The organism is Rouxiella sp. T17 (assembly GCF_036663475.1).
GTDB lineage: Bacteria > Pseudomonadota > Gammaproteobacteria > Enterobacterales > Enterobacteriaceae > Rouxiella.
Genome location: NZ_JAWUEA010000021.1, coordinates 49,333 through 66,818, shown reverse-complemented (window position 1 = coordinate 66,818; position 17,486 = coordinate 49,333). Strand labels below are relative to the sequence as shown.

Genomic DNA, 17,486 nt, shown 5'->3' with positions numbered 1-17,486 from the left:
TATAACGCGGTATTAGGATTGCGGGAAGATAATCTGGACGAAATACCGGTGAGGTAAAAATAAAATTGAGGCGGATTAAGGATAAGAGTAATAACATGATGTTTTAATTAGCAGAAATGCCAAATGCTTACTGCCATTTTTGAGGAGAAAAGTGACTAGCGATCCTGTAAATTTAGGATCGCAACAAGAGTTCTTGCCAGTTTGGCTTATTTGTTCCACAAAGCTTTATGTATTTTTCCAGTCTGATGATAATCAGATACCAGATCGATAAACTCTTTAAAATCTTTGTTCTCTACCACTAAACGGTTAACGGATTGCCAGTCAATACTTGTCCGCTCTCGTGCCGGGATGAGAGTTTGACTGTTCCCCGGATCCTGCGGGTTAAGCAGAATCACACCGATGCCATGTAATGCACACAACATCTGCAGCTCTCTTTCGACACCACGCTGCTTATCTTCATTTATTTCGGTCGCGACCAGATAACCAAAATGGGCCCAACTGGAATTACTCACCGCCTGAAAGAAACATTCTCGAACATTACTACGGTTAAGCTGACGTTTTACTTCAAACGACCATAAGCGGGTTAATCGCCCTTCGCTATATCGTACACAGTTTTGCACAACGCTATCCCAGCCTTTATCGAGAGGCTGCAGTGCTACAATATCAGGATAAAGCCAATGGTTTGCTCCAAGCCCTCTGTTGTTGCTTGAACGCTTTTCATCGATACGGCGGCAAAGCAATTCTTCTTCTTCGGAAAGGTATTTAATCAAAAGCGGGTAAAGGGAATGCTCAGAAAAACTTACCGTCTCAGCAGATGGAGTCGGATGAATGTCCAAGTATGACTCTTGTTGTACAGCATTATCACTTCCTTTACCCCAGTAAAATAGCCTAGGCCGCGGCTTGTCACGTGTCATAACCTGCGAACACATTGCTTTTGCCTGAACGGTTCTACTTCCCCCCAACTTCAGCGGCTATTTGGCTCAAGAAATCTTCATGGTTGGAAAAACGTGGGTTTCGACGCTTGTCGGCAAGCTCTACGTCGTAGTGATCTATGATCTTTTGGGCTAGCTGACGAGCTGTGAACTGTTCATCAGGATTAGCCTGAAGAACATTAATAATCATTTGCGGGCGACTAGTCATGGCTCCTGCCTTCGATATAACTGTAAGAACGCTTCTTTCTCACAGGCTAAATTTTTGAATACTGCTTTTATGATGACACAGTGTAGAACTCTCTATCACTCTAATAAAGCTCACAACGCGAGTTTTTTGGTGCTGAGCGATAGCTGAGATCACCTAAATAAACAGCCCATCAGATGGCATTTTTCCGTGTTTTGCAGGGTTCTAATTCGGTATAAAACATAAGTAATTCATAAGGTGCACGTATTTTGATCCACGCTGAGGGTTCCAGCGGCTTACGCTTTCCGCGCATCGTCCCAATAACTGTTTTAAAATCTAATTATGACCAGCGTACAAAAAGCAGAACTAAACTTTGCAGACCCTGAAAAAATTCCAAAAAAAAAGCCACCCCTTGAGGTGACTTGATTTTCATACTTACTAATGGTGCCGAAGGCCGGAATCGAACCGGCACGCCTCGCGGCGGTTGATTTTGAATCAACTGCGTCTACCGATTTCGCCACTTCGGCACTGCAAGTAGTATGCGGAAAACGGGTGCATTATACCTCTCCCGTGACCCTACGCAATACTTATCCCTCGCTTCTTATTCCAAGTGCTGAAAAAACAGCCACAACAGGTTCTCCCGCTTGATTTTCAGACAAAAAATTGCCGTTTGCGAATAAAAATCTGCCCTGTGACTTCGATAATCATCCGGAAAAGAGAAAGACTGTAAATTTTCTTATGAAGCCGCGAATTCCCCATGCGGTTCTTTGCGTATCACATTAAGATAAATCAAACCTTACCCTTCCCCCTTTTTAAAATGGATACGCGTTTGTTGAAAAAATTCTCCCTCTCGCTATTGGCGCTGGCCTTTGCCAGCCTGCCAGCGTTGAGTCAGGCGCAGTCACAACGTCTGGCTTCTCAAGTGGTCGACGACCATGCAGAACACATCTATTACGGCAGCGGCGCCATGGGAATGGCGATGGTGGTCGTAGATAACAATCAGCAGGTATTCCGCTCGTTTGGGGAAACTAAACCCGGTTCGGGCCTGCGTCCGCGTGAAGATTCGTTAATCCGCATCGCGTCGCTGACCAAGCTGATGACCAGCGAAGTGCTGGTCAAGATGGCGGAACAGGGCACGGTAAAAGTGACGGATCCGTTACGAAAATACGCGCCAGGCAACGCTTTCGTTCCGTATTACAGCCCTACTTCACCGATTACCCTGCTCAGTCTGGCAACGCACACCAGCGGTCTGCCACGCGAGCAGCCGGGCGGTGTCGCGCATCGTCCGGTATTTACCTGGCCGAATAGGGTCGAGCGCTGGAGCTGGCTGCAAAATGCCCAGCTGAAAACGCCGCCGGGTGCCAACGCCGCGTATTCGAATCTGGGCTTTGATCTGCTGGCCGATGGTTTGGCAGACGCCGCGCACAAGCCTTATACCCAGCTATTTCGCGAGCTGATTACTCAGCCGAACGGCATGGTCGACACCACTTTCACGCCAACTCCGGCGCAGTGCGCGCGACTGATGGAGGGCCTGCGTCCGAGTCCTTGCCTCAATACCACGGCGGCTATCGGCAGTGGCGGCGTCTATTCCACGCCGGAAGATATGGGCCGCTGGATGAAGCAGTTCATTCCTTCATTAAACGGTCAGCAAAGTCAGACGGCTGCGTTGGCGCAGAAGATGGTGTATCGCCGCACGGATTTGGTTTCTCTTAAAGGGATGGACGTGCCGGGTCAGGCCTACGAGCTGGGAATGGGTTGGGTGACGATGGCGCCTACGCCGCTGTTGCCGCGCATTATTCAGAAAACCGGTGGCGGCGGTGGGTTCATCACTTATATGGCGATGGTGCCGCAGCGCGGCGTTGGCGTGTTTATCGTCGTGACCCGTTCAGAGCTGAGCAAGTTTAAAAACATGTCTGACGGCGTAAACGAGCTGGTCGCAGATTTGGTACGTAATAACGAAATTTAGTGCAGTTTTTGAAAAGCTACAGCAGCTTTTGGAAAGCTATAAAAGTAAAAAAGCAGCTCGAGTGAGCTGCTTTTTTTGTCTTTCGATTGTCTGTTCTAGATAGTCGACCATTATCGAATAACAGTGCCTGATTAGCTGCGTTTGAGAAGAAGATAAACGCTGATGAACAGGAACAGGGCGCTGGGCAGGATCGCGCCTAGTAGCGGCGGAATGCTGTAGACCAGACTCAACGGGCCGAAAATCTGGTCGAGCACGTAGAACAGGAATCCGAAACAGATACCGGTTACGACTCTCACGCCCATCGGCACGCTGCGCAGCGGCCCGAAAATGAAGGACAGCGCCATCAGCATCATTACCGCAACCGAAAGCGGAGCAAAAATCTTGCGCCACATGTTCAACTGATAGCGTTTGGCTTCCTGTCCGCTCTGCTTAAGATACTTAACGTAGTTGTACAACCCGCTAATCGAAAGCGCATCTGGGTCCAGCGCGACCACGCCGAGCTTGTCTGGCGTCAGGTTGGTTTTCCATTCGCCATTCAGCGTTTGTGAACCGGTAATGGTGGTCGGGCTGCCAAGCACGGATTCATCAACCTGCGAAAGCTGCCAGCTGCCGTTGTTGTACTGGGCGGAGGTCGCGTAGCGCACGGACAGCAGTTTGTGGTTATCGTCGAAGTGATAGATATTCACGCCGGTAATTTGATTGTCGCCCGCGACGTGCTCGATAAAGATAAAGTCGTTGCCGTCTTTAGCCCACAGGCCGTTTTGCGTCGACACCAGCGAGCCGCCAAACATCTGTTCTGCGCGATAGTTACGCGCCATCTGCTCGCCCTGCGGTGAAACCCATTCGCCGATAGCCATGGTCAGCAATACCAACGGGATAGCCGTTTTCATGACTGAAGTCGCGACTTGCAGACGGGTAAAACCAGACGCCTGCATCACCACCAGCTCGCTGCGCGTTGCCAGTGCGCCAAGCCCCAGCAGCGCGCCAAGCAGCGCGGCCATCGGGAAGAAGATTTCGATATCTTTCGGCACGGAGAGAATGGTGTAAATCCCGGCATCCAGCGCAGAATAGCTGCCCTGCCCGACTTTACGCAGCTGATCGACGAATTTGATGATCCCCGAAAGAGAAACCAGCATGAACAGCGTCATCATAATGGTGTTGAAAATCGTGCGGCCGATATAACGGTCCAGAACTCCAAACATCAGGCCGCTCCTCTCAAACGTGCACGAATTCTACGCATCGGCAGGGTATCCCAGAGGTTCAGGATCACCGCAATCGCCAGATAAATCAGATTGGTTGCCCACATCCAAACCACCGGATCGAGCTTTCCTTTCTCTGCGTTCGACTTCAACGAGCTTTGCAGCAGGAAGAATATGAGATAGAGGAAAATCGCCGGCAACATGCTGAGCACGCGGCCCTGACGCGGGTTGACCACGGAGAGCGGCACCACCATCAGCGCCATGATAAACACGGAAACCACCAGCGTCAGACGCCAGTTCAGCTCGGCGCGCGCCTCTTTGGTTGGCGACTGAACCAGCTGCGTCATGCTCATCTGCTCGGCATCGCTGCTGTCAACGGTGACGGCGCGACGGCCAATCACGGCCAGATAATCGGTAAAGTTGGTGATACGGAAATCGCGCAGCAGCGCGGTGCCTTCATAACGGGTGCCGGTATCCAGCGTGACCTGCTGGGCGCCGTCTGGACGCTGGTCCATGTGCCCGTGCTCGGCGACCACCACGGATGGCCGCTGATTGCCGTTCGGCTTAAGCTGGGCAAGGAAAACGTTGCGGAACTCTTTGCCCTGCACGCTGCCGACGAACAGCACCGAGCTGCCATCGGAAGAGGGGGTAAATTTACCGGCAGCCATCGCAGCAGAACCCGGATTGGCACGCGCATCGGCCATCACTTCATCCTGATGTTTCGATGACCACGGACCGGCCCAAAACGCGTTAATACCTGCGAAAATAGAGGTAAACAGCGCCAGAACCATGGCAGCAACGATTAGTGACCTTTTTCCTAGCCCGCACGCGTGCATAACAGTGATTTCACTGTCAGTATAGAGCTTGCCGAGCGTCATCAGCAGGCCCAGGAAAAGGCTCAATGGCAGGATGAGTTGAGCCATCTCGGGTATGCCTAACCCAAGCAGCTGAATGACTAAGTTTGTTGGGATATCGCCATCAACCGCCGCACCCAGTATTCTGACCAGCTTCTGACAAAAGAAGATGAGCAGCAGAATAAACAGGATCGCAATTTGGCTCTTGAAGGTTTCCCTAACCAGATATCTAATGATGATCACGCTGAATACGCCTGTGAAAACTTGTCTTTTTGCAGGAAAATCGATAATTTCATCGCTAATCCGTCATTTTTTCTCATCATATGGCAACCTTCACAGCTAAAATAGTATTACACCACCGTAAATTTGGGTGACCTATAGGAAGATGCTTATAGGCGCCAAAAATAAAATTTACCGCTGTATAGATTAACACAGGTCATTACATCAATGACGGGAGAGCGTAACGGATGCCCCATTCTATCCGTACCCCCCGCCTTTGTCTTTAAGATTCAGGAGAGTGCATGGAGTTCAGTGTAAAAAGCGGTAGCCCGGAAAAACAGCGCAGTGCCTGTATTGTAGTCGGCGTATTCGAACCTCGCCGCCTATCTCCTATGGCTGAACAGCTCGACAAGATCAGCAACGGGTATATTAGCGCCCTGCTCCGCCGCGGTGAACTGGAAGGAAAAGTGGGCCAGACCCTGTTCCTGCACCATGTTCCAAACATTCTGTCCGAGCGCATTCTGCTGGTCGGCTGTGGTAAAGAACGTGAACTCGACGAGCGCCAGTACAAGCAAGTAATCCAGAGAACAATCAACGCGTTAAACGACACCGGTTCGATGGAAGCCGTTTGCTTCCTCACCGAGCTGCACGTTAAAGGTAGAAATACCTACTGGAAAGTGCGTCAGGCCGTCGAGACCTCAAAAGAGTCGCTTTACACTTTCGACCAGTTGAAAACCAACAAAGTTGAGCCGCGTCGTCCGCTACGTAAAATGGTCTTTAACGTGCCGACTCGTCGCGAGCTAAACAGTGGCGATCGCGCGATCGCTCACGGTCTGGCCATCTCTTACGGCGTTAAAGCGGCGAAAGATCTCGGCAATATGCCGCCAAACATCTGTAATGCGGCCTATCTTGCCTCTCAGGCGCGCCAGCTGGCCGATGCGTTCAGCACCAACATCACTACGCGAGTGATTGGCGAGCAGCAGATGAAAGAGCTCGGCATGAACGCCTATCTGGCGGTCGGACAGGGTTCGCAAAACGAATCGCTGATGTCGGTGATGGAATATAAAGGCAATCCGAATCCAGACGCTAAGCCGATTGTGCTGGTCGGTAAAGGCCTGACCTTTGACTCCGGCGGTATCTCCATCAAGCCTGCGGCCGACATGGACGAAATGAAGTATGACATGTGCGGCGCGGCGACCGTTTACGGCGTGATGCGCGTCGTGGCCGAGCTGAAGCTGCCACTGAACGTGGTCGGCGTGCTGGCGGGGTGTGAAAACATGCCGGGCAGTCGCGCGTTCCGTCCGGGCGACATTTTGACCACCATGTCAGGTAAAACCGTTGAAGTGCTCAATACCGATGCCGAAGGCCGTCTGGTGCTGTGCGACGCGCTGACCTACGTCGAGCGTTTTGACCCTGAACTGGTCATCGACGTTGCCACGCTTACCGGCGCCTGCGTGATTGCGCTGGGTCATCACATCACCGGTTTGCTGTCGAATCATAATCCATTGGCGCACGAGCTGATTACGGCCTCCGAGCAGTCGGGCGACCGCGCGTGGCGTCTGCCAATGGGCGACGAATACGACGAGCAGCTGCAATCCAACTTTGCAGACATGGCAAATATCGGCGGACGTCCGGGCGGCGCTATCACCGCGGGCGTATTCCTGTCACACTTTGCCGAGAAGTATAACTGGGCACACCTGGACATCGCCGGCACCGCGTGGCGTTCGGGCAAAAACAAAGGCGCGACCGGGCGTCCGGTTTCGTTGCTGTCCCAGTTCCTGTTAAACCGTGCAGGTCTCAACGGCGACGATTAATCGCCCGCAGCTGCAAACCCGTCCTTTCGTGATATATCTCAACCAGATGCGCGCGAGGACGGTGTCAGGAAGGCACCCATGAAACAGGCAACATTTTTTCTACTCGATTCTCCAGACGGCGGCGACGCGCTGAGCAGTCACGAAGCGCTGGCCTGCCAGATTGCCGCGCAGCGTTACCGCGCAGGTCAACGCGTGTTGATTGCCTGCGACGACCAGCAGCAGGCCGAGCGGCTGGACGAGGCGCTGTGGAAACGTGAGGCCGACCAGTTTGTGCCACACAATCTGGCTGGTGAAGGCCCGCGTTTCGGCGCGCCGGTCGAGCTTTGCTGGCCCGGAAAACGTGGAAACGCGCCGCGAGATTTGCTGATTAGCCTGCTTGGGCAGTTTGCAGATTTTGCCACCGCTTTCCATGAAGTGGTAGACTTCGTCCCTTACGAAGATTCCTTAAAGCAGTTGGCGCGCGAACGCTACAAAGCCTATCGCAGCGTCGGCTTCAATTTGACCACGGCGACACCGCCCGACGTCAATACAACGACTACAGAATAACGAAGCGAAATGGATAAGACATATAACCCGCAAGATATCGAGCAACCGCTTTACGAGCACTGGGAAGAACAGGGCTATTTCAAGCCTAACGAAGATACCAGTAAGGAAAGCTTCTGCATCATGATCCCGCCGCCGAATGTGACCGGTAGCTTGCACATGGGTCATGCTTTCCAGCAAACCATCATGGACGCGATGATCCGCTATCAGCGCATGCAGGGTAAAAATACTCTGTGGCAGGCGGGGACCGACCACGCCGGTATCGCCACGCAGATGGTTGTCGAGCGCAAAATTGCCGCCGAAGAGGGCAAAACCCGTAAAGATTATGGCCGTGAAGCCTTTATCGACAAAATCTGGGAATGGAAATCGGAATCGGGCGGCACGATCACCCGTCAGATGCGCCGTCTCGGCGACTCCGTGGACTGGGAGCGCGAGCGCTTCACCATGGATGAAGGCTTGTCCAACGCCGTGCGCGAAGTGTTTGTGCGCCTGTATAAAGAAGATCTGATTTACCGTGGCAAACGCCTGGTGAACTGGGATCCGAAACTGCGCACCGCGATTTCTGACCTCGAAGTTGAAAACCGCGAATCCAAAGGGTCGATCTGGCACCTGCGTTATCCGCTGGCCGACGGCGTGAAAACTGCCGATGGCAAAGACTATTTAGTTGTCGCGACAACCCGTCCGGAAACCGAGCTGGGCGATGCCGGCGTTGCCGTTAACCCTGAAGATCCGCGCTACAAAGACCTGATCGGCAAAGAAGTGATTCTGCCGCTGATCGGCCGCCGCATTCCGATTGTGGGCGATGAACACGCCGACATGGAAAAAGGCACTGGCTGCGTGAAAATCACCCCGGCGCACGACTTTAACGACTATGAAGTCGGCAAACGTCACGGCCTGCCGATGATCAACATTCTGACCTTTGACGGCGATATCCGTCAGACTGCCGAAGTGTTTGATACCAAAGGTGAAGAAAGCGACGCGTGCAGCAACGAAATCCCCGAGCAGTTCCGTGGCCTCGAGCGCTTTGCCGCGCGTAAAGCCGTGGTTGCCGCCTTCGACGAACTCGGCCTGCTGGAAGACGTTAAACCGCACGACCTGACCATTCCTTATGGCGATCGCGGCGGCGTCGTTATCGAGCCAATGCTGACCGACCAATGGTACGTGCGCACTGCCCCGCTGGCGAAAGTCGCGGTAGAAGCAGTAGAAGACGGCCAGATTCAGTTCGTGCCTAAACAGTATGAAAACATGTACTTCAGCTGGATGCGCGACATTCAGGACTGGTGTATCTCGCGCCAACTGTGGTGGGGTCACCGCATTCCGGCGTGGTATGACGCAGAAGGCAACGTCTACGTGGGCCGCGACGAAGAAGAAGTCCGTCGTGAAAACAATCTGGGCGCAGAGGTCACGCTGAGCCAGGACGAAGACGTGCTCGACACCTGGTTCTCCTCCGGCCTGTGGACCTTCTCCACGCTGGGCTGGCCAAACGAGACGCCGGACCTGAAAGCCTTCCACCCTTCAAGCGTGGTCGTCAGCGGCTTCGACATTATCTTCTTCTGGATCGCCCGCATGATCATGATGACCATGCATTTTGTGAAAGACGAAGACGGCAAACCGCAGGTTCCGTTTAATACCGTTTATATGACGGGACTTATCCGCGACGACGAAGGGCAGAAAATGTCCAAGTCGAAAGGCAACGTGATCGATCCGCTGGATATGATCGACGGCATCTCGCTGGAAGACCTGCTGGAAAAACGTACCGGCAACATGATGCAGCCGCAGCTGGCCGAGAAAATCCGCAAGCGCACCGAGAAACAGTTCCCGAACGGCATCGAGCCGCACGGCACCGACGCCCTGCGCTTTACGCTGGCGGCGCTGGCCTCGACCGGTCGCGACATCAACTGGGACATGAAGCGTCTTGAAGGTTACCGCAACTTCTGTAACAAGCTGTGGAACGCCAGCCGCTTTGTGCTGATGAATACCGAAGATCAGGACTGTGGCCTGAACGGCGGCGAGCTCGACCTCTCTCTGGCCGACCGCTGGATCCTGGCTGAATACAATCGCACGGTTAAAGCCTACCGCGACGCGCTGGACAGCTATCGTTTCGACCTCGCGGCGAGCATTCTGTACGAATTCACCTGGAACCAGTTCTGTGACTGGTATCTGGAGCTGACCAAGCCAGTAATGAACGGCGGCACCGAAGCGCAGCTGCGCGGAACGCGTCACACGCTGGTTGACGTGCTGGAAGGCCTGCTGCGTCTTGCGCATCCGATCATTCCGTTCATCACCGAAACCATCTGGCAGAGCGTTAAGCCGCTGAAAGGCATTACTGCAGACACCATTATGTTACAGCCTTTCCCGGAATATTCGGCCGAGAAAGCCGATGACGCCGCGCTGGTTGATCTCGAGTGGATCAAACAGGCGATTATCGCGATTCGTAATATTCGTGCCGAGATGAACATCGCGCCGGGTAAACCGCTCGAACTGCTGCTGCGTGGCGCAAGCGCCGATGCTCAGCGTCGTGTCGAGCAGAACCTGAGCTTTATCAAGTCTCTGGCGCGTCTCGAGTCGATTACCGTGCTGGCTGCGGGCGACAAAGGTCCGGTTTCTGTCACCAAATTGGTGGAAGGTGCCGAGCTGCTGATCCCGATGGCCGGTCTGGTCGATAAAGAAGCCGAGCTGGAGCGTCTGACCAAAGAGATAGCCAAGCTGGATGCCGAAGTTGAGCGCATTGAAGCCAAGCTGTCGAACGAAGGTTTTGTGGCGCGTGCGCCAGAAGCCGTGGTCGCGAAAGAGCGCGAACGTCTGCAAGCCTGTGCCGAAGCGAAGGTCAAGATTCAGGAACAGCAGGTTACCATCGCGGCGCTGTAATTTTCAGCGGCTACAACGATGCTAAAAACTGTGTTAAAAACGGTGGAGTGAAAGCTCTGCCGTTTTTTTTTACAATTGCAAAATGCCGCTGCACGCGCTATTAGTTGCAAAGAAGCATGCAGAGAATCATGCAATCACCCTATAAGAAATTTAAATCAATCAACCCCCCGTGTTTTATATGAAAGGTTGCGAGTGATGACTACAGCAGTGTTAGAAGAACAAGCTACGGTTTCAGTGCGTCGTATAACCTGCGACGACAATGCCGCGATCGCGAAAGTGATCCGCGCGGTTTCGGCCGAATTTGGCCTGACCGCCGACAAAGGCTATACCGTAGCCGATCCGAATCTGGATATTTTATGCGAGATCTACAACCAGCCGCGCAGCGCATACTGGGTGGTTGAGCTGAATGGCGAGATAGCGGGCGGCGGCGGCGTAGCGCCACTCGTTGGCGGCGACGACGATTTATGTGAACTGCAAAAGATGTATTTTATGTCCAGCCTGCGCGGTAAAGGTCTGGCAAAACGGTTGGCACAGCAGGCGATGGCCTTCGCCAAAGAGCAGGGTTTTGCCCGCTGTTACCTCGAAACCACCGCCAGCCTGACTCAGGCTATCGCGCTGTATGAGCATCTTGGTTTCGAGCACATCGACGGCGCGCTTGGCAGCACCGGCCACGTCGACTGCGAAGTCACGATGCTAAAAACGCTGTAACTTTCTGTTTAAGCAAATAAAAAGCCGACAATTGTCGGCTTTTTTTATTCGAGATAACAAATTTTATTCGAGATAACTAATTTTATTCGAGATAACAAAGATGTTAATCCGGCGAGCTAAGGGGAGACAAGGCGGAAGTAGGCGAAAAAAGCGCAGTTTACGCGGGTAAATGAGCATTTTTGAGCCTGCTTCCAACGCCGTATCATCAACGCGCAGCCGATTAACGGTGATTAATGGCGTTTGCCGTCGTCATCTTTATCAACAGACTTCTTCTCGGCGACGTTTTCATCTTCTTCTTCGTCGTCTTCGTACTCGTCTTCATCATCGCCGTCTTCGCCGTTAGGGTCTTCAAAATAGGTGCCCCAACCGTCGTAGTTCACGCCGCTTTTCTCGGCCAGCTCCACCAGCTGCTCGACCTGCTTGTCGATGATCTCTGCATTCAGCGCGACTTCGCTGATGATATCGCAGCACATCACCATTGAGCCGTCTTCAACTTCCAGCTCTTCAGCGTCGGTCACTTCATAGCCCAGCTTGAAAGCTTCTACGGCTGCTCGCTCTAAAACTTCGAATTTCTCGCAGGAGAAATGATGCTCAATAGTGTAAAGCGCGTCAGGATCGCTGCCGTCTTCCAACAGCTCTTCGATGATTAAGCGGGTCTCTTCACGTTGTTCGTCCAGCAATTCACGGTTTGCCATGCCTCAGTCCTCAATCAATATGACGTTTAGACGCTATTTTCACACAGCAGACGGCTCTCCTCCACTATAAACGACAAAGTTTTATACTTTGGGGTTGTATTTGCATATTCATACATATAAATTGAATTTTAATTCATTATAAATGTTTCGGAGATAGGCACATGAGTCTGTTAAACAAACGCCATTTTCTTAGGCTGCTGGATTTTACCCCGTCAGAAATCGCAACCCTGCTGAAGCTGTCTGCTGATCTAAAAACTGCCAAGAAGAATGGCAGCGAGAAGCCTTACCTGAAGGGCAAGAACATTGCGCTCATCTTCGAAAAAGACTCGACGCGTACGCGATGCTCTTTCGAAGTTGCCGCTTACGATCAGGGCGCGCAGGTCACTTATCTCGGCCCGAGTGGCAGCCAGATTGGCCATAAAGAGTCGATGAAAGATACCGCGCGCGTGCTGGGTAGAATGTTCGACGGTATTCAGTATCGCGGTTTTGGTCAGGCGAATGTTGAAACGCTGGCCGAACACGCGGGCGTGCCGGTGTGGAACGGTTTGACCGATGAATTCCACCCGACGCAACTGCTGGCCGACCTGCTGACTATGCAGGAGCAGCTGCCGGGCAAGGCGCTGTCGCAGATGTCCCTCGCCTATCTCGGCGACGCGCGCAATAACATGGGCAACTCGTTGCTCGAAGCCGCGGCGCTGTGCGGGCTGGACCTGCGTCTGGTTGCGCCTTCTGCCTGCTGGCCGGATGCCGATTTGGTCGCCAGCTGTCAGCAGTTGGCAGAGGAAAATGGCGGCTCCATCACTCTGACCGAAGATATCGACGCGGGCGTAAAAGGTGCCGACTTCCTCTACACCGACGTGTGGGTGTCGATGGGCGAACCGAAAGAAGTCTGGAAAGAGCGTATCAACCTGCTGCGTGACTATCAGGTGAATATGGCGATGATCGCCAAAACCGGCAATCCGCAGGTAAAATTCCTGCACTGCCTGCCAGCTTTCCATGACGATCAGACCACGTTGGGCCGTCAGATGGCCGAAGAGTATCATTTGAAAGGCGGCATGGAAGTTTCCAATGAGGTTTTCGAATCCGCCCACAGCGTGGTTTTCGATCAGGCTGAAAACCGCATGCACACTATCAAAGCGGTAATGGTCGCGACCCTCGGCTCGCTATAAGCACAAATTGATCAAGTCAGCCCACAGCATCTGTTGGGCTGACTTTTCAGGCTTTTTACTGCTCGTCTTCTCCTCTCGCTTACCCCTCTTTACGCGCCTTTACTCGTCCACTGCGTACTTTTTCTACTAACCTTTGACCATGTGAACAGAAAAGGGAAGTGTTATGGGCGCCGTAAATCCCGAGTTTGTGCTGCGTTTAGAAAGCTTGTTAAGCAGGGTTTATCCTAAAGAACATATTGGCGATCTGATAAAGAAGATTCTTCGTCTCAGCGACAAATGGCGGCACGGCGCGCACCGTTCGTCTGAATGGGTCGACGGCACCAACGTTTACCTGATTACCTATGGCGACACGATCTCCCAGCCCGACCAGGCGCCGCTCGCGACCTTAAACAATTTCGCGCAAAAACATCTGAAAGAGAGCATCAGCGACATTCATATTCTGCCGATGTATCCGTACAGCTCGGACGATGGCTTCAGCGTGATCGATTATCGGCGCATTGACGAACATCTCGGCAGCTGGAGCGACATTCAGCAGCTTTCGAGCCATTTCAACATGATGTTCGACTGCGTAATCAATCACATCTCGCGCTCGAGTGCCTGGCTCAAAGGTTATATCAACGACGAGCCCGAATATCGCGACTATTTCATCGAAGCCAAGCCCGAGCTGGACTACAGCCGCGTGGTGCGCCCGCGCGCGTCGCCGTTGCTCACGCCGTTTATTAAAGCGGACGGTGACCAGCTCTACCTGTGGACCACCTTCAGCGAAGATCAGATCGACATTAACTTCAAAAATCCCAAGGTTTTACTTGAAAGTATCGACGTGCTGCTGCAATACGCGGCCAGCGGCGGACAGTCGATTCGCCTCGACGCGATCGGCTATATCTGGAAGGAGATGGGCACCACCTGTATTCACCGTCCGCAGGCGCACAACATCATCAAACTGTGGCGCACGATCCTCGACGAAGTGATCCCGGGCACGCGGATCATTACCGAAACCAACGTGCCGCATCATGAAAACATAAGCTATTTTGGTGAAGGCGATGAGGCGCACATGGTTTATCAGTTCGCGCTGCCGCCGCTGACGTTGCACGCTTTCCTGCGCGAAGATACCCGCAAGCTGACCCAGTGGGCGCAGGGGCTGAACGCCGAAGCGCACTATCCGAAAACCACTTACTTCAATTTCCTGTCGAGTCACGACGGCATCGGGCTGCGTCCTACCGAAACCTTCCTTGACGATGACGAACGAAAATACATGGCGCAGGAGACGCAGCGCAAAGAGGGACGCGTTTCTTATAAAGACAATGGCGACGGCACCCATTCGCCTTATGAATTGAATATTAATTATCTCAGCGCCATTACCGAAGCTAACGACAGCACCGAGCTGAAAACCCGCAAGTTTTTGGCCGCACAGGCGCTGCTGCTATCGTTTCTCGGCGTGCCCGCGCTCTATATTCACTCCCTGCTTGGCAGCGAAAATGACCTTGATGGCATGCATCAGTCGGGTATCAGTCGACGGATTAACCGTAAAAAGCTCAAGCTCGACGAGCTGGAGAAAGAGCTCGACACTACAGGATCGCTGCGATCGGAGGTGTTCAACGGGTTGAAAAAGCTGATCGCGATCCGTCGATCCCGCCCCGCTTTCTCGCCGCAGGCCGGTCAGCGCGTTTTCGAATTAGGCGACAAACTGTTTGCGATCGAACGTTTTGATCCGAAAACCGATAACCGAATCAGCTGCATTTCGAACATCAGCAGTCAGCCGCAAACCTTCAAACTTTCGATCGAAGGTCAGGACCTGATTGGTGGCGAAACCTTTACCGGACAAATGCGTTTGCAGCCTTGGCAGGTAGTGTGGATAGAACATAAACAGAAAGAGCCTGAGCGAATGAGCGGCATGCGTCGCTGGCGAAGAAAAGTCATGATCTCGCTGAAAAGGTCGAAGGCCAACCGATTGCTCAAAGGTAAATGGGGGAAAGCAAAAAGGTGAGTTCACCCCCTTGCAGGCAGGATTCGTGCGCGTATAATGCGCCACAATTTGCCGGGAGACTGACATGAAAAATATCGCTACATTGCGCTTCGACGCTTCACCGAACCCAGTGCCTGCTGGCGGCGTCCAGCCGTTGTCTTTCAGCGTTGTTATTGATCTATCAGTTATTGATCCCGCTGTTATTAAAAAGAATTCGATCGCTAAAGCCCCTCATTGAGGGGCTTTTTTTTGTCTGTCATCGTAGAGGAGAGCGACAATGGCTAATCCGCTGTATCAAAAACACATTATTTCAATTAACGATCTCAGCCGGGAAGAGCTTGAGCTGGTGCTGGACACCGCCGCAAGCCTCAAAGCCAATCCGCAGCCTGAGCTGTTGAAACATAAAGTGATCGCCAGCTGCTTTTTTGAAGCCTCCACGCGTACACGACTTTCATTCGAAACCGCGATTCATCGTTTAGGCGCGCAGGTCGTGGGTTTTGCCGACGGCAGCAACACGTCGCTCGGCAAGAAGGGCGAAACGCTGGCCGACACCATTTCCGTGATTGGCACCTACGTTGACGCCATTGTGATGCGCCACCCGCAGGAAGGCGCGGCGCGCCTCGCAACCGAATTTTCGGGCGGTATTCCGATTCTCAACGCGGGTGACGGTGCCAACCAGCATCCAACGCAAACCCTGCTTGACCTGTTCACCATTCGCGAAACGCAAGGCCGTCTCGACAACATTAAAATCGCGATGGTCGGCGACCTGAAATATGGCCGCACGGTACACAGTCTGGCGCAGGCGCTGGCGAAATTTAACGGCAACCGTTTCTACTTTATCGCCCCGGATGCGCTGGCGATGCCGGAATATATTCTGAACCTGCTGGAAGAGAAAGGCATCGAATACAGCCTGCATGAAAGCATCGATGAAGTGGTGCCGGAGCTGGATATTCTCTACATGACGCGCGTGCAGAAAGAGCGTCTGGACCCGTCCGAATATGCCAACGTCAAAGCCCAGTTTATTCTGCGCGCCGCCGACCTGACCGATGCGCAACCCCATTTGAAAGTGTTGCACCCGCTGCCGCGCATCGACGAAATTACCACCGACGTCGACAGCACCCCTTACGCCTGGTATTTCCAGCAGGCCGGTAACGGGATTTACGCACGCCAAGCCTTGCTGGCACTGGTTTTAAACGCAGACACCGCCGAATAAGGAGCGCCCCATGACTCAAGATAACAAACTCCAGGTTGAAGCCATTAAATGCGGCACCGTTATCGACCACATTCCGGCGCACGTTGGCTTTAAGCTGCTGTCGCTGTTTAAACTGACCGAAACCGACCAGCGCATTACTATCGGCCTGAATCTGCCGTCGAACGAGCTGGGCCGCAAAGACATTATCAAAATCGAAAATACCTTTTTGACCGAGCCGCAGGTCAATCAGCTGGCGGTTTATGCGCCCAATGCGACGGTGAATCGCATCGACGATTACGTGGTGGTCAAAAAGCTGCAACCGACGTTGCCCGATCGCATCGAAGGCGTTTTACGCTGCCCGAACGGCAACTGCATTAGCCGCTTCGAGCCGGTCAACTCCAGTTTTGCAGTCAAAAATCGCCACAACGACGTGCATTTGCAGTGTAAGTACTGTGAAAAAGAGTTTGAGCATCAGGTTGTATTGAATAACGACTAGTGGCCGACGCGGGAGATTCCGGGGATGATTTCTTGCGCCCCGCTCCCTATACTGTGGCGACGAAAGATTTATTAAAAGTGACTCTTTTCATTTGAAAATGGTCTTTAAGCCTCAGGCTCACTATTTACAAGGAACGAGTATGTCTCGCGAAATCAGTACAGAAAACGCTCCGTCTGCTATCGGTCCCTATGTGCAGGGCGTTGATCTTGGCAGCATGATTATCACTTCCGGCCAGATCCCTGTTGATCCGAAAACCGGCGCTGTGGCCGACGACGTTGCCGCGCAGGCGCGTCAGTCACTCGAAAACGTGCAGGCTATCGTTGAAGCGGCCGGCCTGAAAGTGGCTGACATTGTGAAAACCACCGTTTTCGTTAAAGACCTTAACGACTTCGCGACCGTGAACGCTACTTACGAAGCCTTCTTCACCGAGCACAACGCCCCTTTCCCGGCGCGTTCTTGCGTTGAAGTCGCCCGTCTGCCAAAAGATGTGAAAATCGAGATTGAAGCTATCGCGGTTCGTCGCTAACTCTTCTTTCTTCTGCAAAGGGTCAGCCACGCGCTGGCCTTTTTTGTTTTATCCCATTCACTTTCGCAATCCGTTCCCTATCGCAATCCATTGCCTGCCCCATTACTGCTCATAAAGAGTCTCAACGATCGTTTGGACGCACTTTTTTAGCTCATTTT

General features: G+C 52.9%; 16 protein-coding genes and 1 tRNA gene. 11 read left to right on the top strand and 6 right to left on the bottom strand.

The annotated features are described in order from the left end of the window. Positions 1 to 206: 206 nt before the first annotated feature. The 3 genes from SC206_RS05415 to SC206_RS05405 form a co-directional block, all read right to left on the bottom strand. A complete protein-coding gene (locus tag SC206_RS05415; RefSeq protein ID WP_332734943.1) occupies positions 207 to 836 on the bottom strand; it encodes a COG2958 family protein in 630 nt (209 codons plus the stop codon). 112 nt (positions 837 to 948) lie between these two features. Continuing rightward, positions 949 to 1,140 (bottom strand): hypothetical protein, encoded by a 192-nt coding sequence (locus SC206_RS05410; protein ID WP_332734941.1) that lies wholly within the window; start codon positions 1,138 to 1,140, stop codon positions 949 to 951. 418 nt (positions 1,141 to 1,558) lie between these two features. Beyond that, a tRNA-Leu gene (locus SC206_RS05405) sits at positions 1,559 to 1,643 on the bottom strand. A gap of 290 nt (positions 1,644 to 1,933) precedes the next feature. On the opposite strand from SC206_RS05405, the gene ampH reads away from it, so the two are divergent. After that, positions 1,934 to 3,082 carry a D-alanyl-D-alanine-carboxypeptidase/endopeptidase AmpH gene (ampH, locus tag SC206_RS05400; RefSeq protein WP_332734940.1) on the top strand — a complete coding sequence of 383 codons (1,149 nt, stop codon included), beginning with the start codon at positions 1,934 to 1,936 and terminating at the stop codon, positions 3,080 to 3,082. A 131-nt stretch (positions 3,083 to 3,213) separates the two neighbouring features. Here the strand turns inward: ampH and lptG are convergent, their stop codons facing one another. Both lptG and lptF read right to left on the bottom strand, forming a co-directional pair. Continuing rightward, positions 3,214 to 4,284 (bottom strand): LPS export ABC transporter permease LptG, encoded by a 1,071-nt coding sequence (gene lptG, locus SC206_RS05395; protein WP_332734938.1) that lies wholly within the window; start codon positions 4,282 to 4,284, stop codon positions 3,214 to 3,216. Beyond that, positions 4,284 to 5,378 (bottom strand): LPS export ABC transporter permease LptF, encoded by a 1,095-nt coding sequence (gene lptF, locus SC206_RS05390; protein ID WP_332734936.1) that lies wholly within the window; start codon positions 5,376 to 5,378, stop codon positions 4,284 to 4,286. Before lptF ends, lptG begins: the two co-directional genes overlap by 1 nt. 278 nt (positions 5,379 to 5,656) lie before the next feature. Between lptF and pepA the strand changes: the two genes are divergently transcribed. The 4 genes from pepA (at position 5,657) to SC206_RS05370 (ending at position 11,287) form a co-directional block, all read left to right on the top strand. Further along, positions 5,657 to 7,168: a leucyl aminopeptidase gene (gene pepA, locus SC206_RS05385; protein ID WP_332734934.1), complete on the top strand. Its 1,512-nt coding sequence runs from the start codon at positions 5,657 to 5,659 to the stop codon at positions 7,166 to 7,168. A gap of 78 nt (positions 7,169 to 7,246) precedes the next feature. Continuing rightward, on the top strand, positions 7,247 to 7,714 hold the full coding sequence (locus tag SC206_RS05380; RefSeq protein WP_332734932.1) for a DNA polymerase III subunit chi: 468 nt from the start codon (positions 7,247 to 7,249) through the stop codon (positions 7,712 to 7,714). Positions 7,715 to 7,723: 9 nt separating this feature from the next. Then, positions 7,724 to 10,579, top strand: a complete 2,856-nt coding sequence (locus SC206_RS05375) for a valine--tRNA ligase (RefSeq protein WP_332734930.1) — start codon at positions 7,724 to 7,726, stop codon at positions 10,577 to 10,579. 195 nt (positions 10,580 to 10,774) lie between these two features. Further along, entirely contained in the window at positions 10,775 to 11,287 is a 513-nt protein-coding gene (locus SC206_RS05370; protein WP_332734928.1) for a GNAT family N-acetyltransferase, read from the top strand. 230 nt (positions 11,288 to 11,517) lie between these two features. On the opposite strand, the gene rraB is transcribed toward SC206_RS05370, so the two are convergent. Beyond that, positions 11,518 to 11,982, bottom strand: coding sequence for a ribonuclease E inhibitor RraB (rraB, locus tag SC206_RS05365; RefSeq protein WP_332734926.1), 465 nt, complete (start codon positions 11,980 to 11,982; stop codon positions 11,518 to 11,520). A 161-nt stretch (positions 11,983 to 12,143) separates the two neighbouring features. Between rraB and argF the strand changes: the two genes are divergently transcribed. The 6 genes from argF (at position 12,144) to ridA (ending at position 17,328) form a co-directional block, all read left to right on the top strand. After that, positions 12,144 to 13,151, top strand: coding sequence for an ornithine carbamoyltransferase (argF, locus tag SC206_RS05360; protein WP_332734924.1), 1,008 nt, complete (start codon positions 12,144 to 12,146; stop codon positions 13,149 to 13,151). Positions 13,152 to 13,314: 163 nt separating this feature from the next. Next, positions 13,315 to 15,135, top strand: coding sequence for an alpha-amylase family glycosyl hydrolase (locus tag SC206_RS05355; RefSeq protein WP_332734922.1), 1,821 nt, complete (start codon positions 13,315 to 13,317; stop codon positions 15,133 to 15,135). 64 nt (positions 15,136 to 15,199) lie between these two features. Then, a complete protein-coding gene (locus SC206_RS05350) occupies positions 15,200 to 15,352 on the top strand; it encodes a hypothetical protein (protein WP_332734920.1) in 153 nt (50 codons plus the stop codon). Positions 15,353 to 15,391: 39 nt separating this feature from the next. Continuing rightward, the gene (gene pyrB, locus SC206_RS05345) at positions 15,392 to 16,327 is read left to right on the top strand and encodes an aspartate carbamoyltransferase (RefSeq protein ID WP_332734918.1); all 936 of its coding nucleotides are present in this window, start codon (positions 15,392 to 15,394) and stop codon (positions 16,325 to 16,327) included. A gap of 10 nt (positions 16,328 to 16,337) precedes the next feature. Further along, entirely contained in the window at positions 16,338 to 16,802 is a 465-nt protein-coding gene (pyrI, locus tag SC206_RS05340; protein WP_332734916.1) for an aspartate carbamoyltransferase regulatory subunit, read from the top strand. A 139-nt stretch (positions 16,803 to 16,941) separates the two neighbouring features. Continuing rightward, complete coding sequence (ridA, locus tag SC206_RS05335; RefSeq protein WP_332734914.1) at positions 16,942 to 17,328, top strand: 2-iminobutanoate/2-iminopropanoate deaminase; 387 nt, start codon at positions 16,942 to 16,944, stop codon at positions 17,326 to 17,328. Positions 17,329 to 17,486 lie beyond the last annotated feature (158 nt).